Annotated in this window: 20 protein-coding genes; 12 read left to right on the top strand and 8 right to left on the bottom strand. The window is 54.0% G+C overall.

All coding sequences use genetic code 11. The annotated features are described in order from the left end of the window. Positions 1 to 40 precede the first annotated feature (40 nt). The 8 genes from LT85_RS20465 to LT85_RS20430 all read right to left on the bottom strand — a co-directional run bounded on the left by LT85_RS20465 (position 41) and on the right by LT85_RS20430 (position 6739). Positions 41 to 922, bottom strand: coding sequence for an HlyC/CorC family transporter (locus tag LT85_RS20465; RefSeq protein ID WP_038492636.1), 882 nt, complete (start codon positions 920 to 922; stop codon positions 41 to 43). Positions 923 to 1100: 178 nt separating this feature from the next. Then, positions 1101 to 1406, bottom strand: a complete 306-nt coding sequence (locus tag LT85_RS20460) for a pentapeptide MXKDX repeat protein (RefSeq protein WP_038492634.1) — start codon at positions 1404 to 1406, stop codon at positions 1101 to 1103. Positions 1407 to 1594: 188 nt separating this feature from the next. Next, positions 1595 to 2374: a molybdopterin-dependent oxidoreductase gene (locus LT85_RS20455; RefSeq protein WP_038492631.1), complete on the bottom strand. Its 780-nt coding sequence runs from the start codon at positions 2372 to 2374 to the stop codon at positions 1595 to 1597. Positions 2375 to 2384: 10 nt separating this feature from the next. Continuing rightward, entirely contained in the window at positions 2385 to 2990 is a 606-nt protein-coding gene (locus tag LT85_RS20450; protein ID WP_038492628.1) for a cytochrome b/b6 domain-containing protein, read from the bottom strand. A gap of 352 nt (positions 2991 to 3342) precedes the next feature. Next, entirely contained in the window at positions 3343 to 3810 is a 468-nt protein-coding gene (gene ybeY / locus LT85_RS20445; protein WP_038492625.1) for an rRNA maturation RNase YbeY, read from the bottom strand. After that, a complete protein-coding gene (locus tag LT85_RS20440) occupies positions 3794 to 4963 on the bottom strand; it encodes a PhoH family protein (protein WP_038492623.1) in 1170 nt (389 codons plus the stop codon). The genes ybeY and LT85_RS20440 overlap by 17 nt, the downstream gene beginning before the upstream one ends. 60 nt (positions 4964 to 5023) lie before the next feature. Continuing rightward, positions 5024 to 6364: a tRNA (N6-isopentenyl adenosine(37)-C2)-methylthiotransferase MiaB gene (miaB, locus tag LT85_RS20435; protein ID WP_038492620.1), complete on the bottom strand. Its 1341-nt coding sequence runs from the start codon at positions 6362 to 6364 to the stop codon at positions 5024 to 5026. A gap of 24 nt (positions 6365 to 6388) precedes the next feature. Beyond that, on the bottom strand, positions 6389 to 6739 hold the full coding sequence (locus LT85_RS20430; protein ID WP_052135356.1) for a hypothetical protein: 351 nt from the start codon (positions 6737 to 6739) through the stop codon (positions 6389 to 6391). Positions 6740 to 7126: 387 nt separating this feature from the next. Between LT85_RS20430 and LT85_RS25635 the strand changes: the two genes are divergently transcribed. The 12 genes from LT85_RS25635 to LT85_RS26195 all read left to right on the top strand — a co-directional run bounded on the left by LT85_RS25635 (position 7127) and on the right by LT85_RS26195 (position 23052). Beyond that, complete coding sequence (locus LT85_RS25635) at positions 7127 to 7771, top strand: GspH/FimT family pseudopilin (RefSeq protein ID WP_081992596.1); 645 nt, start codon at positions 7127 to 7129, stop codon at positions 7769 to 7771. Between the two features lie 32 nt (positions 7772 to 7803). Beyond that, positions 7804 to 8406, top strand: coding sequence for a type IV pilus modification protein PilV (gene pilV / locus LT85_RS25630; RefSeq protein WP_081992824.1), 603 nt, complete (start codon positions 7804 to 7806; stop codon positions 8404 to 8406). Beyond that, a complete protein-coding gene (locus tag LT85_RS20415) occupies positions 8403 to 9323 on the top strand; it encodes a PilW family protein (protein WP_038492615.1) in 921 nt (306 codons plus the stop codon). The genes pilV and LT85_RS20415 overlap by 4 nt, the downstream gene beginning before the upstream one ends. Before the next feature lie 29 nt (positions 9324 to 9352). Further along, positions 9353 to 9865: a pilus assembly PilX family protein gene (locus LT85_RS25625; protein WP_052135353.1), complete on the top strand. Its 513-nt coding sequence runs from the start codon at positions 9353 to 9355 to the stop codon at positions 9863 to 9865. Between the two features lie 15 nt (positions 9866 to 9880). Beyond that, positions 9881 to 13294: a pilus assembly protein gene (locus LT85_RS20405; protein WP_038492614.1), complete on the top strand. Its 3414-nt coding sequence runs from the start codon at positions 9881 to 9883 to the stop codon at positions 13292 to 13294. A 33-nt stretch (positions 13295 to 13327) separates the two neighbouring features. Then, positions 13328 to 13741 carry a type IV pilin protein gene (locus LT85_RS20400; protein WP_038492612.1) on the top strand — a complete coding sequence of 138 codons (414 nt, stop codon included), beginning with the start codon at positions 13328 to 13330 and terminating at the stop codon, positions 13739 to 13741. 874 nt (positions 13742 to 14615) lie between these two features. Further along, positions 14616 to 15053, top strand: a complete 438-nt coding sequence (locus tag LT85_RS20395; protein ID WP_038492610.1) for a type IV pilin protein — start codon at positions 14616 to 14618, stop codon at positions 15051 to 15053. Further along, the gene (locus LT85_RS20390) at positions 15047 to 15655 is read left to right on the top strand and encodes a GspH/FimT family pseudopilin (RefSeq protein ID WP_156117596.1); all 609 of its coding nucleotides are present in this window, start codon (positions 15047 to 15049) and stop codon (positions 15653 to 15655) included. The genes LT85_RS20395 and LT85_RS20390 overlap by 7 nt, the downstream gene beginning before the upstream one ends. Before the next feature lies 1 nt (position 15656). Continuing rightward, entirely contained in the window at positions 15657 to 16082 is a 426-nt protein-coding gene (locus LT85_RS20385; protein WP_156117595.1) for a type IV pilus modification PilV family protein, read from the top strand. A 19-nt stretch (positions 16083 to 16101) separates the two neighbouring features. Continuing rightward, positions 16102 to 17202, top strand: a complete 1101-nt coding sequence (locus tag LT85_RS20380) for a PilW family protein (RefSeq protein WP_253273769.1) — start codon at positions 16102 to 16104, stop codon at positions 17200 to 17202. After that, positions 17196 to 17819 (top strand): pilus assembly PilX family protein, encoded by a 624-nt coding sequence (locus tag LT85_RS26920; RefSeq protein WP_052135350.1) that lies wholly within the window; start codon positions 17196 to 17198, stop codon positions 17817 to 17819. The genes LT85_RS20380 and LT85_RS26920 overlap by 7 nt, the downstream gene beginning before the upstream one ends. A 76-nt stretch (positions 17820 to 17895) precedes the next feature. Next, on the top strand, positions 17896 to 23052 hold the full coding sequence (locus LT85_RS26195; protein ID WP_172657011.1) for a pilus assembly protein: 5157 nt from the start codon (positions 17896 to 17898) through the stop codon (positions 23050 to 23052). Positions 23053 to 23075 lie beyond the last annotated feature (23 nt).

Below are 23075 nucleotides of genomic sequence, written 5' to 3'. Positions count from 1 at the left end.
GAGGTAGGTCGGATAAGCCTCCCGACCTACGCTCTCTCTGTCAGGATTCTTCCTTGGCAGATTCTGACAGCTTTTCGACTAGCAGGACATGCACCTGGCGTGCATCGGCGCGCAATACTTCAAAGTGCACGTTGTCGATGGTGAATTCATCGCCTTTGCGCGGCACGCGGCCGAGGTGATTGGCGACCAGGCCGCCGATGGTGTCGACGTCTTCATCCACCAGCGCCGTTTCCAGCGTCTCATTGAATTGTTCGATCTCGGTCAGTGCCTTGATGCGCCAACGGCCGCCGTGATCGCCGTCGCGGATGGCCAGGATATTGTCTTCTTCTTCATCGAAATCGTATTCGTCCTCGATGTCGCCGACGATCTGTTCCAGCACGTCTTCAATCGTGATCAGGCCGGCGACGCCGCCGTACTCATCGACCACGATCGCCATGTGATTGCGGTTGGCGCGGAAGTCGCGCAACAGCACATTGAGGCGCTTGGATTCGGGGATGAACACTGCCGGGCGCAACATGTCGCGGACGTCGAACGAATCCTCAGCGTAATAGCGCAGCAGGTCTTTCGCCAGCAGGATGCCGATCACCTTGTCGCGTTCGCCGTCGACGGCAGGGAAGCGCGAGTGGGCGGTCGACAGGACTTCGGGCATCCAGTCTTCGATGGGCTTGGTGACGTCGATCATGTCCATTTGCGAACGCGGGATCATGATGTCACGGGCGGAGAGGTCGGAAACCTGGAACACGCCTTCGATCATCGACAGCGCATCGGCGTCGATCAGGTTGCGTTCGTGTGCGTCTTGCAGCACGTCGAGCAGTTCGGCGCGGTTTTCAGGTTCGGGAGAAATCAGTGCGGTCAGGCGTTCAAATAATGACCGGTGGGGTTTAGCGTCAAATGATTTGACGCTACTAGGGTGCTCTGGCATATGGCGTTAGCCTTGGTTTCACATTGTTTCGGAAGCAATAGCATACAACAAATATGTGACAGGACGACGAAACGCGTGTGTCACGATGGTCATATTGTGATCCTGTCTGGCGATTTCGCCACATAAAAAATGGATAGTGCCAAAAAAGCACTATCCTTCGGAATTATCAGTATGATAATTATTTTTTCATTTCATCCTTGGCCATGCCGTCCTTGCTCATGTCGTCCTTCGACATCGCATCCTTGGACATGGCGTCTTTCTTGTGCATCATCTTCTTATGCGGCTTGGCCATCGCGTCCTTCGACATGCTGTCCTTGCTCATTGCATCTTTAGACATGGCGTCCTTGGCCATAGGCGCAGCGTCTTTCGACATTGCATCCTTGGCCATAGGCGCAGCATCTTTCGACATTGCATCTTGTGCATAAACGCCGCCAGCACTCATCATCAGGCCGGTAACCAACAGGATTGTCAGGCTTTTTTTCATTTCAGATCTCCAGGTAAAAGTGGCAAAAGCGCCAAAAAAACAGTTAAACAAAAAAGACAATTCGGCTGGTTCTGCAACCGTAGCGAGCGATTCAAGATCGGGGGCGAGAAGCGCAGCCGCCGTACGCAAGTACGGTGAGCATCGCAACCCCCGAGATTGAGTCGCGCAGTAGGTTGCAGAGCCAGCAATTACGATCCGCCGAACCAGTTGTATCCCTGGTCTTCCCAATAACCGCCGGGGTATTTGTTTGTTACTTCCATCGACACGATGTGCTTCGGATTCTTGTAGCCGAGTTTGGTCGGCATCCGCAATTTCATCGGGAAGCCGTATTTCGGCGGCAGGATCTGGCCGTCGTAAGTCAGCGTCAGCTGGGTTTGCGGATGCAGTGCGGTCGCCATATCGATGCTGGTGTGGTAATCGTCGCCGCACTGGAAATCGATATATTTGGCGTTCAGGTCGGCGCCGATCATCTTGAGGAAGTAAGAGAACGGGATGCCGCCCCAGCGGCCGATGGCGCTCCAGCCTTCAACGCAGATATGCCGGGTGATCTGCTCGTTCTGCGGCATCTTGTGCAATTGCTCCAGCGTCCACGGACGCTTGTTGGTCACCAGTCCGAGAATTTCCAGCTGATAATCGCTGCCATCGATATCCGGGACGTCCTCAATACCGTAATACGCGTTGAACGGGAAGGGCCGGGTCATCTCGGCCTGTGTGTAAGTGGGTGCAAGGCGCTTCGGATCGAACAGCCAGCCTTGCACGCCGTCGTTCATGCGCGAGATGCGTTCCAGCATGCGGTTGACGGAAGCTTCATCGGTAATGTTGCAGCCGGTCAGCAGCGACAGGCCGCCAAGGGTCAGCGCCCGTTTAGCAAACAGGCGGCGCGACGGCAAGGCCAGTTCACGCTGCGCATCCTTCAATATGGATTCGGTGTCGAGCAGCGAGGCCGGTCCAAGTTTTTTCTTGATCATCATGTTCTCCTCAACGACCGCGCAGCATGGCCAGCAGCGTGCGTGGAACCAGCGCCACCATGATGATGTGCACCACGATAAAAGCGACTAAAAATGCCATCGCGCAAAAATGGACGATCCTGGCGTTGTCGAAGCCGCCCATCAGTTCGCGCAATATTGGGAACTGCACCGATTTCCAGATCGCCAGCCCGGAAACCACCAGCAGTATCAAGTCCAGGATGACCGAGACGTATGCCAGCTTTTGTACCGCGTTGTAGTGGTCAAGCGCGTCGTGCTGCAGCTTGCCGCGCAGCGCTTTGAGCATGTCCTGCACGACTTCGCGCGGACGCAGGGGCAGGAATTTCTTCCACAATCTGCCGCTGCCGGTGTTCAGCAACAGGTAAATCAAACCATTCAAGGCTAGCAGCCACATCGCCGCGAAGTGCCATTGCAAGGCGCCGCCCAGCCAGCCGCCTAAGGTCCATTCGCTGGGAATGCGGAACGGGAAGATCGGAGATGCGTTATAGATGCGCCATCCGCTCAGGATCATGACGATCACCGCCAGTGCATTAAGCCAATGTGTGATGCGTAGCCAGAGCGGATGTACGACAGGCTTTTTGAGTATGGATGTTGACATTTAGGCTACCTGCAAGGAAAGAGGCGTGGTCAATAGGGGAGGTGTGACAGGGTTCAAGATTGTCTCCGGCAGCGGGGCTATGATCGTTTTCATGTGGCTTAGTCGCAGGCCAAATCGATTCATTACACTAATTCATCATATTCTTATTAATAAAAAAGATAAGAGGTTTAAGTAGATTCTGCGCCAAAAAATATTATCCAAGTGATAAATATTGCGTTTATTACATTCATTAAAATGATGGAAGAAATTTTCCTAAGTGACTGATTTTTAATAATAAAATGGACGGTGACGAAGTGTGCCGCCAATAAAAAACGCCGCGATTGCGGCGTTTTTTTGTGATGTGTGGCAACTATTAGCTGACGGCGTAAGGGTTAGGCCAGCCCAAGGCCTGCAATATTTCAATTTCCAGGTTTTCCATTTCGGCGGCTTCGTCGTCGTCTTCATGGTCATATCCCTGCGCATGCAAGACGCCATGCACCACCAGATGCGCGGCATGTTCCACGACAGTCTTGTTTTGTTCCTTGGCTTCACGCTCCAGGACATCGGTGCAAAGAATGATGTCGGCCTGGGTGACACCGTTGTCTTCTTCCTCTTGATCTTCGGAGTAGGCGAAGGTCAGCACATTGGTGGCGTAATCCTTGCCGCGGTAATCGCGGTTCAGGCTGCGGCCTTCCTCGGCATCGACAAAGCGGATTGTCAGCTCGGCCGGCGCCAGCAGGGCGGCCTGCACCCAGCGCCGCAATTGCGGGCGCGGTACGCTGTCTTTCAGACGCGGGTCGGGATACTGTACAGACAAGGAAAGTTTATTTTTTGACGGCATGGCGGCTGCGAGCTGTTTTGGTAATGCCGGTCTGCACCGGCTTGGCAGGTTTGACGGGCGCTGGCGCAGCGGCTTCGATGACGCCGTGGGTAGACGCCACCGGCGTCGCCTGCGCCGCGCTCTCGTAGGCATCGACTATGCGCGCTACCAAAGGATGGCGCACTACGTCGCTGCTGTTGAAGCGGGTAAAGGCAATGCCGCGCACGTCTTTCAGGATGTTCATGGCGTCGATCAGGCCGCTCTTCTGGCCGCGCTGCAAATCGATCTGGGTAACGTCGCCGGTCACCACGGCCTTGCTGCCGAAGCCGATCCGGGTCAGGAACATCTTCATCTGTTCCGGCGTGGTGTTTTGCGCTTCGTCCAGGATGATGAAAGCGTGGTTCAGGGTGCGGCCACGCATATAAGCGAGCGGAGCGATTTCAATCGCCTGCTTTTCAAACATTTTCTGGGTGCGGTCAAAGCCGAGTAAATCGTAGAGTGCGTCATACAGCGGGCGCAGGTAAGGATCGACCTTTTGGGCCAGATCACCCGGCAGGAAGCCCAGGCGTTCGCCAGCCTCGACCGCCGGCCGCGTCAGCACGATGCGCTTGACGGCATCGCGTTCCAGCGCGTCGACGGCGCAGGCCACCGCCAGATAGGTCTTGCCGGTGCCGGCCGGACCGATACCGAGTGTGACGTCATGTTCCAGGATCGAACGGATGTATTGGCTTTGATGCGGAGTGCGGCCGCGCAGATCGCTGCGGCGAGTCTTCAGGACCGGACTTTCGATATCGGTTTCGGTCAGCTCGGCATCTGCCGGATCGGCATTCGCCTCTTCATCCGTATCCGCGCCAGCCTTGCCGTTGCTCTTGGCGGATTTGATTTTCTTCCCTATACCCAGCTTGGCGCGTTGCTCAACCAGCGCCAACTGGATCTCGTCAACTGAAACCACTTTGTTGGCGACGGCGTAGAACTGGTCGAGGATTTCCACGGCGCGCTCGGCGTTGCTGCCAGCTGCGATGAACTTGTCGCCACGGCGGAAAATCGAGACATCCAGCGCAGCGGAAATCTGACGCAGGTTTTCATCCAGCGGTCCGCACAGGTGCGCCAGCCGCGTATTGTCGAGCGGCTGCGGGATGAAATAATGCGGCTGGGTAGGAGTTTTAGTTTTCAAACCGGGGCGTGTTTATCTTGTCTGGTTGGTCGGTGGACGCAATGTCGTACGCTACGCACGCTATTCTGCCACGACGATTTCGCCGCGCAAGGTATAGACCAGGCTTTCTGTAATCGTGACGTCGGCTAGCTGGCCGATCAGGCGCGCGCCGTTTGGCCCTGCATTGAAATTGACCACCCGGTTATTCTCGGTGCGGCCTTGCAGCTCATCCGGATTTTTCTTGGAAGGGCCTTCGACCAGGATGCGCTGTACAGTGCCGACCATTGCTGCACTGATCTTGCTCATGTTCTGTTCAACAACCGATTGCAAGTGCTGCAAGCGTTTCAGCTTGACCTCATGTGGCGTATCGTCTTGCAGATTGGCCGCAGGCGTGCCAGGACGCGGGCTGAAAATGAAGCTGAAACTGTTGTCGTAGCCGATATCGGTAATCAGCTTCATCAATGCCTCGAAATCGGCATCGGTCTCGCCTGGGAAGCCAATGATGAAATCGCTCGAAATCGTGATGTTCGGGCGCACCTGGCGCAAGCGCCGGATCACCGATTTGTATTCCAGCACGGTATAGCCGCGCTTCATGGCCGACAGGATACGGTCGGAACCGTGTTGCGCCGGCAGGTACAAATGATCTACCAGCTTCGGCACCTTAGCGTAGGTATCGATCAGACGCTGTGTGAATTCCTTCGGATGGCTGGTGACAAAGCGGATCCGTTCGATGCCTGGAATCTCGGCGATGTATTCGATCAACAAGGCAAAGTCGGCAATCTCGCCGTCCGCCATCTCGCCGCGGAAGGCATTGACGTTCTGGCCCAGCAGCGTGATTTCTTTGACGCCTTGCTCGGCCAACCCGGCCACTTCAGTCAGCACATCCTCAAAACGGCGCGAGACTTCTTCGCCGCGGGTGTAAGGCACCACGCAATAACTGCAATATTTGCTGCAACCCTCCATGATCGACACGAACGCGGTCGCGCCGTCGACCTTGGCCGGCGGCATGTGATCGAATTTTTCGATTTCAGGGAAGCTGATGTCAACCTGTGCGTTGCCGGTAGTGCGGCGCTGGCTGATCATCTCCGGCAGCCGGTGCAGGGTCTGCGGGCCGAACACCATATCGACGTACGGTGCGCGCTTGACGATCGCCGCACCCTCTTGCGACGCCACGCAGCCACCGACGCCGATCAGCAGATCGGGATTGAGACGCTTCAGCTCGCGCAGGCGGCCGAGGTCGGAAAACACTTTCTCTTGCGCTTTTTCGCGCACCGAACAGGTATTGAGCAAGATCACGTCGGCATCCTCCGGGCGATCTGTCTTGACCAGTCCGTCGGAAGCGTTCAGCACATCGGCCATCTTGTCCGAGTCGTACTCGTTCATCTGACAGCCGAAGGTCTTGATGAATACTTTCTTTTGCATCGTTTTTTCCATGACTACTTCTAATTACCGTTTCTGGCTATTGCGTTGCGCTTCAATTTTCTGGCTGGCCTCGTCAGGACTCAGGATCCAGACGCGGTCGATATCGCCTTGCATGTCCACGGTGTAGTTCACCCGGTAAGTATCGCTGCCCAGCGAGCTGGGAATCTGCGTCAACTGCTGGGTATTCCAGATCCGTGAACCGGGCGACAACCGCAGGACGTTGCCATTCATCGTGACGTTGGGGTAGTCGGTGATGGTCATGTTGCCACGCAGGGTAGTGGCGGGGAAATCACGCTCGATCGCCATGGCAGAAAACGCCAGCGTCGCCAGCAGGAAAAGAATAAGCAGGCGGATAGGCCGCATTGTTGCCGACATAGCAAACTCCGTTAGATGAAAGCCATGCCGCATCTGCGCATGGCGTTGGACAAGGATGACCGTATACAGCGGCAAAGATCGTTGGGCGGTGAGTATCGCTCACCTGCAACGGCAGTGCAGCACCGCACATCAGGCGTCTATCGGCCCATTTGCGGGAAGCGCGGATTATAGCATTTGGCGGCTGCGCTTATGAGGAGGAGCGCAATTGAAAACAGTCTTTCAGATCGCTGAAAAAATAAAATCACAGATAAATAAAAAATTCTTGTTTATTACAATTTGAAACAAAAAATATTGTTTAATTACAATTTGTAACAGATGAGCGGTAGCGAAGCAACGATAGGCGGAGTCCCAAATGGTTTCTATGTGGCAATGCAAAATTTATAATAGATGCTCGTTAAATCAGCATTTTCCCGGGGGGGATCTAACGTGCAAAGAAGTAAATTTGGCATTTTATTGCATTTTAATCAGTGTTGTAAAAGCACTATTTTTCGTTCAGGCAAGGGTTTTACATTAATAGAGTTATTGGTCACCATTTCTGTCGTGGCAATACTTGCAACAGTGGCATTGCCATCGATGGGCAAGTTCATCAACCAGACGCGTCTGTCCGGCAATGTGAATGAATTCATTGCCGCAACCATGCTGGCGCGCTCCGAAGCGATTCAGCGCGCCGGTGCAGTCACCATTTGCCGTAGCAGCGGTGCCGAAAGCGGATCGAACGCTTGCGATAAGAGTAATAGCAACTGGTCCAGCGGCTGGCTGATCTATGTGGGCACAGCTGCGGACTCTCCGGATTCGGATGCATCTTCCGCACATCGCATTCTGGCGCGCCAGGGCGCATTCAATGCCGGGACCAGCATTACGCCGGCATCAACGGCGACAGCGATTACCTATAACGCGAGCGGCGCACCCTGGCCGGCTCCACCTGGTGATTTTACGTTTACTTTCAAAAACGACTTTTCACACAAGGTCTGCTTTTCGCCAAGCGGACGGATTAGTGCGCTTCCGGCAGGTGCAGACACATGCCCGGCATGACATTTTTTAAGCAATTGAAGGGAGCGGGAAATATGGTCTTTCTCAAGAATAGCTCGCCACTCGCCACACAGCGGCAACGTGGCGTTGGCATGATCGAAGTACTGATCGCCATCACCATATCTGCCTTTGCGCTGCTCGGTCTCGCGGGTTTGCAGATGGCTGCATTGAAATATCAGAAAGTGGCGCATTTCCGCTCACTGGCCAGCCAGCTGGGTGCGGATATGGCGGATCGGATACGCGCCAACGCCTCACCCGTTACCAAGACGGCCGCCAGTGGGGCGAGCAACGCCGTGACTTATTCGTTGAAGAATGACCAGTATTCCGCTGCGCCGCCATCGACCGTACCGGCATGCGCCAGTTCTGCCCAGGCCGATCCACCACCTTGCGCGAATGCACAAGAAATTGCGAACCGGGATATCTACGAGTGGCGTGTCACCCTCAACCGGGCGCTGGCCGGGGGCTGGGGCAACGTATCGGCCTACGACCCGAAGCAGGGCATGACTGTCACGGTGTATTACAGCGAACCCGACAAGTTGTTGGCCAATGCGTCCGACGCCAATTGCGACGCTTCGGTATTTCCTTCAGGCGTCGAACAGAAGGAAATGCGCTGCTTTCAGACCACGGTGATGCCATGATGACTCCACACTCGGCGACAGCCGCCCGCCGCACCGGCATGCACGGGTTTACACTGGTCGAACTGATGGTTTCGCTGGTCATAGGCCTGCTTTTATTATTGTTCCTGAGCAGTCTCTACTTCAACAGCCGTTCCAGCTCGCGTCTGAACGACGACAATGCGCGCATACAGGAAGATGGCCGTTATGCGCTAGCGTTGATTGGCCGTAATCTGATGCAGGCGGGTTTCGGCAACATGCAAAGCGGAACCACCACGGACTTTCCGCCAGCGTCGGATCCCGATCTGAAAGGACTGACCGGATGTAATTACGGCTTCGTCACGCCGGTGGCCGTACGCCCGGTTTGTGCCGCCGCACCGGTTCCGGCGCCTTCCGACATCTCCGGGCCTTCCGCGTTCACCGTCAGTTACACCACCGAACCCTATTACGATGCAACCAACATTAGCGGCGCAGGGACGGATTGCAGCGGGACCCAGGCCGTCAACGCCAGCAGCACGCAGGGCGGTATCGTCATCAACAATTTTTATGTCGACACTAAGACCAGCACCTTGTATTGCAGAGGGAATGCAGGGACCAGGGCCCCACAGCCGGTACTAAGCAACGTCGACAATTTGCTGATTACGTACGACCTCGACACCGGCAACCAGTATGCACCGGTGCAATCGACGACCGACGCGACTGTCGCTGGCACCGCCGACGCCATCAACGGCAACAACAAGGTTGGCTGGGATCGTGTGGTCACGGTGACTGTGTGCCTGGAGATGCATGGCACGAATCGTGTGGTGAGCGGAGCCACCGGGCAAAGCTACTACAAATGCAACGCGACCAAGCCAACCGTCGCAAGCGATCGTTTTCTGCATACCACCATGACGCGCGTATTCACTTTGCGCAATAACGCCACGGCCAGTTTGCTCAACTGACCGAAGCCGATCATTTATCGAACACATTTATGGCAAATACAAAATTTTCACAAACCGGCATCGCACTGCCGATGGTGCTGATCTTCCTGGTGCTGATGATGCTGATTGGGGCCGTCGCCATGCGCAATGTGACGCTGGATGAAAAAATGGCGGCCAATTCACGTAATCAGCAGTTGGCGTTCCAGGCTGCGGAAAGCGGCTTGCGTTATTGCGAAACAGGCGCGCAAAAAAATTCCATCATTCCCAAAGCCGGTGCGGCGGCCCAGCCGCTGGACCGCATGATCACCACACCGGTTGCCGGCGCCAACGTCTGGGACACCTGGCCTGCAACGGCGCCGACCACGGCGACCTTGGGTCTGCCAGCGGCAAGCGGTGCTGCGCAATGCGTTATCGAAGACGTGACCACAACGATCGCGATGGGGGGCACTCAGGTAACGCGAGATGTAAGCGCCAAAGTCTATCGGGTTACCGCTTTCGGGGTCGATACGACCTTCGCAAGCGCTAACGCAAAAGTCATGTTGCAAAGTTATTTGAAATTCTGAGAGTAGGAAAATTCCATGTTAAGAATAAGTGTAGCGCGCGTTTTTTCGTATGGTCGCTTGCTCAAGCTGGCGGCGCATTGCGTTTGCCTGGGCATGGCCGCGGTATCGGGCGTGGCCCTTGCAGAAATAGCACAGTCGCCACTGTTCCTGCCGGTGCCGCCGCCGCCGAACATTATGTATATGCTGGACAATTCGGGAAGTATGGTGTGGGGGACTGTGACGGGTACGGATGCAACGGTGGAATTCAATGCCGGGAAAACCCAGCTCTCTTATTATTCCAGCGCCTGGAACCAGATTTACTACAACCCGGCAACGACTTATACGCCTGGAGTGAAGGCTAACGGCACATCGATGGGTAACGCCAGCACTACGGCAACCATCATCGATCCGTATCTGAATCCGGGTACAAAGTTGACGAACATCGGCGCCAAATGCTATTACAACAAGTCATTCACTCTACCGTTTTATAACACGAATTTTTCTAGCATAAACTGTGGCGCATCAGGGGCAAACTCAGTAGCGCAGTATGCGTTCTACTATAACTGGATAGGGCGCGGGACACCGACTGGCGCTATAGGGGAGGATACCGATAAATATTACACACGGATAGACATTGTCAGCGGAAATGTCTATCCGCGCGTTGCCAGTCGTACCGACTGTGCAGGCGCCACCTGTACCTATGCCGAGGAAATTCAGAATTTCGCCAATTGGTTTTCGTATTACCGGACGCGCATTCTGTTGACGAAAACTTCGCTGGGAACCGTATTTTCCGGTATCAACGACCGCTTCCGGGTGGGCTTTGGGACGATCAACGACAATGCAAGCAATTTCGTTCCGATATCGACTTTCAATGCAGCGCAAAAATCCGCATGGTATGCCAAGCTGTATGCGATCAAGCCTAACGGCGCTACGCCGCTGATCGATGCTTTGAATCAGGTCGGGCAATACTACATGGGCAAGCCAATGAATGGTGCACCATCTTCAACCCCAGACCCTATTCAATTGAAATGCCAGGCAAATTATACGATTCTTGCCACCGACGGATATTGGAATGGCACTGTGCCAAGCTCAATCGGCAATCAGGACAAGCTGGTGCCGGCTTTGCCCGCACCGGTTTCGTATGATCCTGTCTCCGGCGGAGCGTTGAAAGCAGGAGATCCGTTTCCGGCCCCGTTCCATGAGGGAAGCACTGGAATTTCCAATTCACTGGCGGATGCGGCGATGAAGTACTGGATCACCGACATCGGGGTGCGCGGCAGTAATGGCGGCACTGCCGGAAAAATTACGGCGACCTCGACCGATCCGGCAACCTGGCAGCACATGACAACGCACACCATTGGTTTGGGCGCCAATGGAAATTTGATTTATCAAGCGGATTATAAGACGGCAACCAGTGGCCACTATGCAGAAATTAAGCAAGGAAAACGAAGCTGGGGTATACCAAAGGAGAATACTGATACCGCGATCGATGACTTATGGCACGCGGCAGTCAATGGCCACGGCAGCTATTTCAGCGCAAAGAATCCCAAGAATCTGCAAGACGGCCTGAACAGCATCCTGGCCGAAATCGGCAGGGCCTCAGGTTCCGGCGGCAATGCTTCGGTACCTGGTGGGGCGGTGCCGGGAGGCAAAGATGCCGTCGCTTATGTGCCGAGCTTCGACTCCGGCAGCTGGACCGGGCATTTGAAAGCACATCCGGTCGACGCCAAGGGAAAGCTCGATCCTACGCCGAAATGGGATGCCGCAACGCTGTTGCCGGATTACGAAAAACGTAACATCGTGACCTGGAATCCAACGACCAAGAGTGCCAAGAAGTTTGTTTGGGAAAATCTGACCGTCGGCACCGACAGTCAGCAAGCGGCCCTGGTATCGGCTAATGTGCTGGACTATCTCAAAGGCAGTTCGGCGATGGAGAAAGCGCCGGACGGCAGCGGTGCGGGCGTATACCGTTATCGCCAGAACAAACTCGGCGACATCGTCAATTCGACGCCGCTTTATATCAAGAGCAACGATTTCGGTTACACGGCGCTACCGGCAAGCATCCCTGGAGGCAGTACTTATAACGCTTTCCTGACAACCAAGGCGGCGCGCAGCGGCATGCTCTACGTCGGCGCCAACGACGGCATGCTGCATGGATTTGATACCAGCGGAACCGAGAAATTCGCCTTCATACCGAATAGCGTCTACCCTAATCTGAAGACCCTGAGCGATCTTAACTACGGCCATCATTATTTTGTCGATGGTCCGTTGGCGGAAGGCGACGCTTATGTCGGCGGCGCGTGGAAGAATATTCTATTAGGAAGCACCGGCGCCGGTGCGCAGAGCGTGTTTTCAATCGATGTTACCAAGACCGACGGATTGGCGGAAAGCAGTGTCTTGTGGGAGTACAACGCTACTGCAAGCGATGCCGACATGGGTAATGTGCTGGGTGCGCCGGCCGTCGTGTTATTGGCCAACAATAAATGGGCAGCCATTTTCGGCAACGGTTACAACAGCGCCAACGGTCATGCGGTGCTGTATCTGGTCGATATCCAGACCGGCGCCCTGATCAAGAAAATCGACACCGGCGTCGGTAGCGCCACAGCGCAGAACGGCTTGTCCGCACCGGCATTGCTGTTCAATGCGTCGCGCCAGCTGATTGCCGCCTATGCTGGCGATCTGCAAGGCAATCTTTGGAAGTTCGACCTAAGCAATGCCAGCGATGCGCAATGGAATCGCAGCACCTTGTTTACAGCCAAAGATCAGAGCAGCGTGCCGAAGGTGCAGCCGATAGTGCAGGCGCCGGTCATCGCACCACATCCCCTGGGAGGTTTCATGGTGCTGTTCGGCACTGGGAAATACTTTGAAACTGAAGACCTGGCCGATACCAATGTCCAGAGTCTGTATGGCATATGGGACAAGCCTGGTGCAAACGCGGTCACCGGCCGCAGCCAGCTACAGGTGCAAACGCTGACAGATGTATCTTCGAAAACCGGCGAACTGCTCGGCCGTACCTTGTCGACCAATACCGTTGCCTGGAGCAGCAAGCGCGGCTGGTATATCGACTATCCGTCTGCCAGCGGCGAGCGCACCGTCGGCGCTTTGCGGATCATCAAGGACGTTATCGTACTGACGACCTCGCTGACGCCGAATACTGCAGACCCGTGCGCCGGGGGCGGCTCCTCCCAAATCTTGGGGGCGAATTTCCTGAGCGGGGCTTATACCGACAAATTCCATCTGATCGTCGCCGACACGCCACCCAACGTCAATTTGAGTTCGGCCAAGGTGCCCGGTACCGTGGGTACTGCTTTGCCCGTACCCAATCCCGACGTCACCCAACCCGGCTGCATCAATACGATTGGTTCTGACGGCAAGCCGCATTGTCAGGAATACCTGACGACGGGAGTGGCGGTGCGGCGCTGGCGGCAGTTGTCGATCAAGCCAAATTAAACGATTGAAAGGGTATATATGAGGGATCGGAATATGTTCTCCTGGCAGCGCGGTTTTACGCTGATTGAGGTAATGATCACGGTAGCGGTAGTCGCCATCCTGGCGGCGGTTGCAGTACCGAATTACACGCAGTACGTCCAGCGCGGCAACCGCGCCCAGGCAACGGCGACGCTGCTGAAGTACGCTAACTGGATGCAGCAGCAATATACGATTAACAACAGCTACCTGTCAGGCGGCAAGCCGCTCAGTTTGCCGACATGGGGTGATATCGGCTCAAAATATACGTTTTCTGTCAGCGATTCGAACGCCAGTTCATTTACGTTGCAAGCGGTACCGGTGACAAACGATAAATGCGGGACTTTCTTATTGGACAGCACCGGTAAGAGGAGTACCGATAAAGCCAAGGCGCCGGCTGCAACTGCTGCGGATTGCTGGGCGTCACGATAGCTAATCTTCAGCAAGATAAGAGATCAGGGGTTTGCCTAAGAAAATTTGCCGAATGAATAGAGGCGACCTTTTCCCCGGCCTGTCCCTGACATTCCCAAGCATGGCAGCCAAATTCAGCGTACAAGTCCGGCACAGCTTGGAGCTGTGGTTACGTCCTGCTCCAGGCAATATTGTCTGCGCTTTCGAGATGTAATTCGTCAGATATGTGTCACTGCTCGGTGAACCAGGGATCTGCGTTTGTTCCTATGTATTCAAAACAAAATCTGCGACCCTGGTGATGGTCGTAATATGTACCAACTCATTGTCGCGTTTTGATCCTCGGCGATTGTCCAGCATGTTTAAGTGCGAAAATCGCGCTTCTCAGTTGTGCGGATAACGTTAACGTCGCTAGGCAGAACATGAATAGCAAGCCAAACTCGTCGACCGCATAACCGCTCACGTAACCACCTTCATTTGCGATAAATATTTGGCCACACAGCGTGCGGCCTTGAAAAGTATCGTGTCAAAAATCGACTGAGCCAAGTCGGAATTGTAATAACCAAACGTTGTAAAAGTAGCGACCGTTCGTCGCGTACCGCGGGAGCACACGACGCGATACCCGAAAACACGGTTTGTTGCATCTGCCATTCACCTATCCTGCTGCACTCAATATGTGCCGATTGTTGTCAAAGGAGTATGAAGTATCTAAATGCCGGTTGTTAAATTAAAAACAAAACTGGATAAGCGGTACTGAGATTGCGACGGACGGAGGGGGGAAATGGTTACCTTGAGGAAACGGCGAACCTATAATACTGCAACACTTGCATGGCGGAAATTTCGACCGTTAAGATTTGAGATGCTTCGAACAAGATCAACGCAGGAAACAGGGGGAAATATGGGACTCAGCAAACAGTCGAACCGACGTTCGGCCGGTTTTACCTTGATTGAATTATTAGTCACAGTTGCCATTATCGGCATATTGGCAGCGGTTGCTTTGCCCAATTACGCAGATTACGTCACCCGCGGGAAAATTCCCGATGCCACTTCCAATTTATCGACGCTGCGCGTGCAGATGGAGCAGTTTTTTCAGGACAACCACACTTACGCAGGTGCTCCCCCGTGCGCCGCTGTCGATAGCACTACCAGCAAGTATTTCAATTTCAGCTGTGTCAGTAATGCTACGACCTTCTTGCTGACCGCGACTGGCACGAACTCGATGACCGGTTTTACTTATACCGTCGATCAGACTAATGCCAAAGCAACGACAGCTGTGCCTGCAAACTGGACCACCAACGCTACTTGCTGGGTGACCAAAAAGGGGGGAGTGTGCTAACACTACCCACCAAACAGCAAGGTGTCACTTTGATCGAGCTCATGATCGGCATAGTGATTTTCGCCATACTGCTTGCCATTGCCTTGCCCAATTTCAGCGCATTCATTGCGAATAGCAACATTCGCAATGCCGCTGAAGCAATGCAAAATGGACTCGGCCTTGCTCGCGTAGAAGCGCTTCGGCGGAATACTCAGGTCAATTTTTCTTCCGGAGTGGATTCTTCGACGGATTCTTCTTGGGCAGTAGGATGTACCGCGGCTTCTGCCAGTTGTCCTGCCGTCATTATGAAGCGCGTCGCGGCCGAAGGCTCTACCCAGGCACAGGTGGCGACTTCAGAGGTAGTAGCTTCCACCGGCGCAGCGGCCGGTACGACGGTTTTTACGAACACCCTTACATTCAATGGCCTGGGCCGCGTGATTGCAAGCACTCTGGCGACTGCGGATAACGCGGTCTACGACATCAGCAATTCTGGCGGTGGGACTTGCGCGGTCGCCGGCGGCAAGATGCGTTGCCTGCGGGTCATCGTCACGCCCGCCGGACAGATTCGCATGTGCGATCCGGCGCTTACCGTTTCCAAACCCACCGACCCGCAAGCATGCTGACATGACCATGCCTACAAACTCTCAACCTTTGGACAAGCAAGCAGGGATGATGCTGATAGAAGGGCTCATCGCGATTTTTATTTTCTCGATGGGTATCCTCGCCATCGTCGGCCTGCAAAGTGTGAGCGTCAAACAGGTCAGCGACGCTTCATACCGTTCGCAAGCTGCCGTGTTATCAAATACTTTGATCGGAACAATGTGGGTAAGCGACCACACTACGGCGACTATGCAATCCAACTTCAACAGTCCTAATGGAGCAGGCTATATCGCGTGGCTGGCCAACGTGTCCGCAGCCTTGCCGCAGAGCTCTGCAACGGTCAACGTCGATAGCCAAAACATCGTGACGGTCACCGTCAAATGGCTGGCGCCAAGCGAGGTGGCTAATACTACTAAGCACCAGTACGTCACCGTTGCGCAAATCAGGTAAGGAGAGCAAATTGTTGCCGATGCCAAAATTATTCAATCGCCCAACTGCTGGCTTCGGTTTGGTTGAGGTCATGGTCAGCCTAGCGATCGGCATGATCGCAGTCATTATCATGTTGCAGGTGTTCGCTCTCTCGGAGCAGCGCAAGCGCACCACTACTGGCGGTGGCGATGCGCAAAGTACTGCGGCGATTGCTTTAAATCAGTTGCAGAGTGATGTTGGTCAAGCTGGCTACGGAATCAGTGCGGTTGGTTTGTTTAACTGCAATCTGACGTGGAAGCTGCCTTCTGGCACAAGTATAGCTACTGCCATTCCATTGGCTCCAGTGACTGTTAACCCTGCCACGAGCATCATTCCTGCCGGCGATGCAAATACTGACACACTGCTAGTCGTTTATGGCAACACCAATGGTCAGCCTCAAGGTAATCCCATCAATGCGCAGGCCAGCACCGTAGACACGGTGCAGATGCCTAGTGCGTTCGCTGTAGGCGATCGTGTCATAGCGGCACCTGCCGTATGCTCCGCCAATTTGGTTCTTGACAGAATTACGGCGACTGCAGCGACCACCGTTACTGTTGGAACGGGCGCTGCCGGTAGCACGCTTTATAACCTCGGCCCTACGCCAAGTATGCTGGCCTATGCGATACGCGGCGGCAATCTGACGGTATGCGACTACCAGGCCAACGATTGTGGCTTGTCCGCAAATACCAGCGATCCGTCGATATGGGCGCCGATTGCAAATAACGTTGTCAGCATGCGAGCCGTGTATTGGCGCGATACGAGTGCGCCAATGGACGGTATTCCAGATGCCAATGGGCACGATCAGAGTACGCCGACCACTGCTTGCGGCTGGGCCAGGCTTTCCGCTGTGGGGCTGGTACTGGTGGCACGCAGTGCGCAATTTGAAAAAGGAATTGTTACGGCGACCGCATTGAATTCTCCTATCCCTGTCAATGCTCCCACCTGGTCGGAAAACGCTACCGCTTCAATTATCGCTGCCACCGGCACCCTAGGGCCAAATACGGCGGCAGACGAACCCTGGAAACACTATCGCTATAAGGTGTTTGAAACTGTAATACCGATACGCAATGTCGGTTGGATGGGAGTGACGCAAGGATGTTAACCGCAAACCACATACCGTCGCATCCGTTAAAACTCCGCACCAAGCAATCTGGCGTGGTGTTGTTCGTCGCTCTGATTGTATTGATAGCGATGACTTTGGCTGCGCTTGCATTGATGCGGTCAGTCGATAGCGCCAATATCATCGCTGGCAATCTGGCGTTTCAGGAAGCTGCCACCCATTCGGCCGATACAGGAGTCGAGGCCGCGACAGCTTGGCTGCAGACTAACAATACCGGCAGTACGCTCGATGCCGACGATTCTACAAATGGCTACGCTGCCAATGGCAGCGCTGCGACGAATAGTCCCGGGGCCGGCCAGTCATGGGATAACTTTTGGTCTAGTTCTCTGGCGACCACGAGAGCGCGTCAAGCTGTAGCTCTCGATTCGGCCGGGAATAACGTCAGCTATGTCATCGACCGCTTGTGCAACAACGCCGGTTCCAAAACAGGTGGAGCCTCATGCGTCGCGTCCCCCGTAGTTCAGGCCGCCACAGGAAATGCCGAAGAAGCCGGGCAGATTCCGCTTAACGCACCTTCGGTCGTGTATTACCGGATCACTGTACGGGTTAGCGGCCCAAGAAATACAGTCAGCTATGTGCAGGCAGTCGTTTCGATGTAAACGGAACGCCGTTGAACTGATTAAAAAACAACATTGCGTGTGCAGCAACATGTGCTTCAATATTCAGGAGAATGCCTTGACCAACAACCGATCGTTCAGAACATTCAGCAGCTTGCTGATTACTCTGGCATTCAGCGCATCTGCTCACGCGGGGCAGACCGACATTTCAACTGATCCGTTGAACACTTACTCAGCACCTTCAAGCACCGATGTAAAGCCAAACGTATTTATGGTGCTGGATGATTCGGGCAGTATGAACTGGGACTTCATGCCAGACTGGGCATGCTCTCCTACATACTCGACACGCAGCGGGGGAGATTGTTCATCAGCTGGACAAACTGCAAGCTCGGCAGATCAGGAGTATTTATTCAGGAATGCCGGTTATAACGGTATTTATTACAATCCGGCCGTTGTCTACAAGCCACCTGTTGCCGTCGATAGCACTGGTGCTGTCAACTCTACGACTTTTCCCAGCATGACGGGAGCGGATTCCACTACTGGAGCAAATTCCGGTACCAAGCCAAATTGGAAGGCTGTTGGAGACGATGCATATGGCGTCCAGAGCAGTTTGTCGTCAACATCGGACCTTCAGTCTACCCCACAGTATTTTTATACTACTGTAGCCGGAGAATATTGCACTTCGGCGAGCTTGAGAAAATGTATTACAGCTAGTGCCGCTACCACCGTCAGTGGAGTGGCTTACAATTTTCCCGCCGTTTTGCGATGGTGCGACAGCAGTGCATTGACCAATTGTCAAGCGGCTTTTAGTTCAAACTTCTCCTATGCTCGCGCACCGTCGCCGCGAACGACGAGTTTTTCGGTCAGCAGCATCTTGACCGGCGCGACTGTGAGCAGCATCAAGGTAAATGGACTACAAATTTTATCCGGTGCTGTCACTGCCGCATCTACTTCTTCGTCAAATATGGCAGCTGCTATCGCCGCAAGCATCAATGCTTGTAACGGATCGATTTCAGGGATTTGCGGAGTGGCTGGCTATGGAGCGACCGCCTCAGGCAGTGTTGTGACAATCACTGCGGGAATCAACACAGTTGCCACACCGGTGCTGAGCAAAACCGGTACGATTACTCTTTCTTCTCCTGCTGCCTTTAGCACTAGTCCAGTACCTGGATATAGTTTGCTAGCTGTCATTACCGCTGGCACCGTTGCAGTTTTTCCTTTTCCCGGACAGACAGGCAAGGCCGTCACTCGAACAGATTGCGCTGGGACACTTTGTACAGGCAATGAGGAAATGACCAACTACGCGAACTGGTGGACCTATTACAAATCGCGCATGCAGATGATGAAAACCTCTGCGAGCAACGCATTTGCCGCGATAGACAAGGCAACCGATATCGCGAATGGTGTCTCGCGTTTTCGCGTTGGGTATATGAGTATTAACAATAATACCGGTGGTGATTTTGTTAATCTTGCTGAATTCACAGGCGCGCAGAAATATAACTGGTACAACGCGTTTACCAGCGCAATACCTGGCAACTCGACTCCTTTGCGTGCAGCCTTGTCAAAGGCCGGCCGGCTTTATGCCGGCAAGCTTAATGGACAGACACTTAACGGTTCTACTGTCGTTGATCCGCTGCAGTATTCATGCCAGCAAAACTACACCATTCTTTCTACAGACGGCTTCTGGAATGAAAATTCGGGATTCTACAAAATGAATGGCTCGACGTCGGTTGGCAATCAGGATGCAGGTTTACCTCGTCCCTATTACGACGGGGGCAGTGCCCAAATACAAAGCAGTACCAGTAATTTGCAGTCGCAGACGGTTACGCCTCAGCCGCAGACTAGTACCAGCACATTGCAGTCGCAGACGATCAGTCCTCAATGGCAAACCAGCACTAATCAGTTACAGAGTGATACACAGCAATTACAGAAGAGAACTTCAAGTAATTCAGGTTCTAAATGGACATCTTGGGCTAACGCAACGTCATGTATACCGGTAACCAGTGGTAAAAATCAAACGCAATGTCAGACTCTTGATTCTGGTTGGGTTGCTGTTACCAGTTGCACTGCGTCCAGCACTTCGTCAACCACAATCAGTTGTCAATATGCAGGTTGGTCTGCCTATAGCAACAGTAGCCCAAATTCGTGTACGGCTGTAGCACCGTCGACCGGGCCCACTTCTTATTCAGTAGGTACGGCAGTTCAGTGCCAGACTTCGGGTGTAGTCCTCGGGACATGGCAAACTGCATCGTCGTGCACAGCATCAAGTGCTAGTAATTGTAGGTATACCGCTTGGACCGCATATAACAATACAGCTTCGTGTACGCCTACGGCACAGTCTGTCGGGCCTGCTTATACAGTGGGCACCGCATATCAATGTCAGAGCGGCCCAACACCAATACTCGGAACATGGGTAAATGCATCTTCATGTACGGCCTCAAGCACGAGTAACTGTCAGTATACGGCTTGGAGTACACCTGCGAACGCAAGCTCTTGCACCGCCCTGGCGCAATCCACAGCTCCCAACTATACGGTAGGCACCGCAATGCAGTGCTCTACCGTGAACTCAGGTGGAACCTCGAATACTCTGGCTGACGTGGCAGCTTATTACTACAACACCGATTTGCGTAGCTCCGATACAACTCAAGGTACTGGAACTTGCACCGGTCCAACCATCTCGCCGTCAACGACCCCGAATGACTTGTGTGCGGACAACGTGCCGTCAAATGGTCGTGATGTTGCCACCACTCAGCACATGACGACATTTACGCTTGGCTTGGGCTCGCAAGGTCAGATGATTTATGCGCCTACAGACGGCAAGGATTATTGGAATGACACCAGCGGCGATTTTTATGACGTATATAAGGGAACGACTGCAAATACAAGCGCGGGTATCTGTTCTTGGCAGACTAGCGGAGTATGTAACTGGCCCACTCCAGCGTCCAATTCCAATACTAATATCGATGACCTATGGCATGCAGCGGTTAATGGACATGGTACGTATTTCAGTGCAGCTAACCCTTCGGCGCTCGCCAACGGTCTTACATCGGCTCTCGCAACGATCATCAATACGCCACGGCCAGGTACCGCCGCTGCCGCTGCCAGCAGTAATCCCAACGTGAGCGCTGCTGATAATTACGTATTTAGTTCTTCCTACAAGTCTGTCGATTGGTATGGAGAGCTGATTCGTCAGCAACTGAGTACTACAGGTACTTTGGGCGCCCAAAACTGGTCGGCGATGACGCTGCTTGATTGCGCAACCACACCATGGAGGGCATCGACAAGCTACATCATTGGCAATGTATTCCGCCAAGGAACAAACTGCTATACGGTCGTCAACGGTTACTCTTCAGGCACTACGTTCAATGGTGCTGCCACTGGTGTCGACGGGATGAATACCAAGGTGGTTAATGTCGATGGTGCCGCCACTACGCCGGTTGCCGTGACAGCGCCGACCAGCCGAACCATCTATACCAAAGGGACAATTGGTTCAACTACCGGACTCATAACATTTGACTGGGCTACCCTGCAGTCCGCCGGACTGGATTCAAATTTCACTGCGCCTCATATTAGCTATGTTTCAGGAGCAGCGCCAACGGGGTTGACGCAGTTCTGCACCTCTGGTGGCAATTGCCTGAGCAGCGCCGCACAAAGCAATAACACGATTGCGACTGGCGGCGCGTCCGGCGAGGCGCTGGTCAACTTCCTGCGTGGCGACCGCAGCAATGAAGGTACATACTTCCGCACACGGGCACATGTCCTGGGCGACATTGTTTCTTCAGAAGCCAGATATGTACAAACGCCGCTGTTCAGTTACGCTGATACTAATTACGCTGCATTCAAAACCTCAAGCGCGATTACATCGCGCGTTGGAGCTGTCTATGTCGGCGCGAATGACGGCATGGTGCATGCCTTTGACGCTTCGTCCGGCAAAGAATTGTGGGCCTACATACCGAGCATGGTTTTGCCGAACATGTACAACTTGGCAGACAAGAATTACGCCACATTGCATCAATTCTTCGTCGATAACTCGCCGGAAACCGGCGATATCTGCCCGAATGCTCCGGCGTCAACCTGTACCAGCGCACAGTGGAAGAGTATTCTGGTAGGCGGTCTGAACCGCGGAGGAAAAGGCTACTATGCATTGGACGTTACGGATCCGACGACGCCAAAATTGTTGTGGGAGTTTACCAATACCAACTTGGGCTATTCCTATGGCAATCCGAAAATCACCAAACTTAGCGATGGTACGTGGGTGGTATTGCTGAGTTCCGGTTATAACAATGCAGATGGCCTCGGTCACCTCTACGTGTTGAACGCTAATACCGGTGCTACCATCCGGGACATTGTCACGAGCGCCGGTAGTACAGCGACCCCCAGCGGGATGGCGCGGATCAGCGCCCATTCGGTGCAAGCACTGACTGACAATACGTCCATCGCAGCGTACGGCGGCGATACATTGGGTAATCTGTGGCGCTTCGACATCAACGGTAATATCGGCGCCAGCGGCTACGATGCTCAGTTGCTAGTCAGTTTTAAAGATGCGGCAGGCAATCCGCAACCGATTACCGCTGCACCGCTGGAAGCGACAGTCAATGGCAATCCGGTGGTCTACGTAGGAACCGGCCGTTATTTGGGCACCACTGACGTCGCCGATACTAGCATCGAGTCGTTCTATGCTGTCCTCGATAAATCGGACGCGAATACTTATACCAATCCGCGAGTACCAACCAGCACCAGCAAGTTTGTTCAGCAAACCTTGACTGCTAAAACGTGCCCGGCAAACTCGCCGGTCTCGCTTTGCACTCCGGGTCAAGTGGTGCGGACAAGTAGCAACAATCCAGTCGATTGGACAACCAATACCGGGTGGTACATTGATTTTCTGACGGGGGGGGAGCGTGCCAGTACTGATCCATCGCTTGCTCTCGGTACTTTGGTGTTCACGACGATTACGCCACAAGTTTCGACTGTCAGCGCTTGCGGAGCGACCGATCCAAATGTTTCGGGCAGCTTCCTTTACGCGCTGAATTACCTGACCGGCGCTGCAGTAGATGGCGCTTCCGGAGTGAGTGGTTTCAATTTAGGTGCAAGTCTGGTGACGCGACCTGTAATGATCGAGCAGGCCGACGGCACTGTCCGGGTGCTGATTCGTTCGGCGAATGGCACCTCGACGGGCACCGATCTAGGCGGTACGATTATCACGACGCCTCCTATCAAGCCGTCTGCAACCAGCAACACTCGACGGGTTTCATGGCGAGTATTGACGACGCAGTAGGCGCGGTAACAACGCAGTAATGG

Origin of the sequence: Collimonas arenae, from assembly GCF_000786695.1 — a bacterium.
In the GTDB taxonomy this organism is placed as follows: domain Bacteria; phylum Pseudomonadota; class Gammaproteobacteria; order Burkholderiales; family Burkholderiaceae_D; genus Collimonas; species Collimonas arenae_A.
This window is presented reverse-complemented; position numbering and strand designations above follow the sequence as displayed.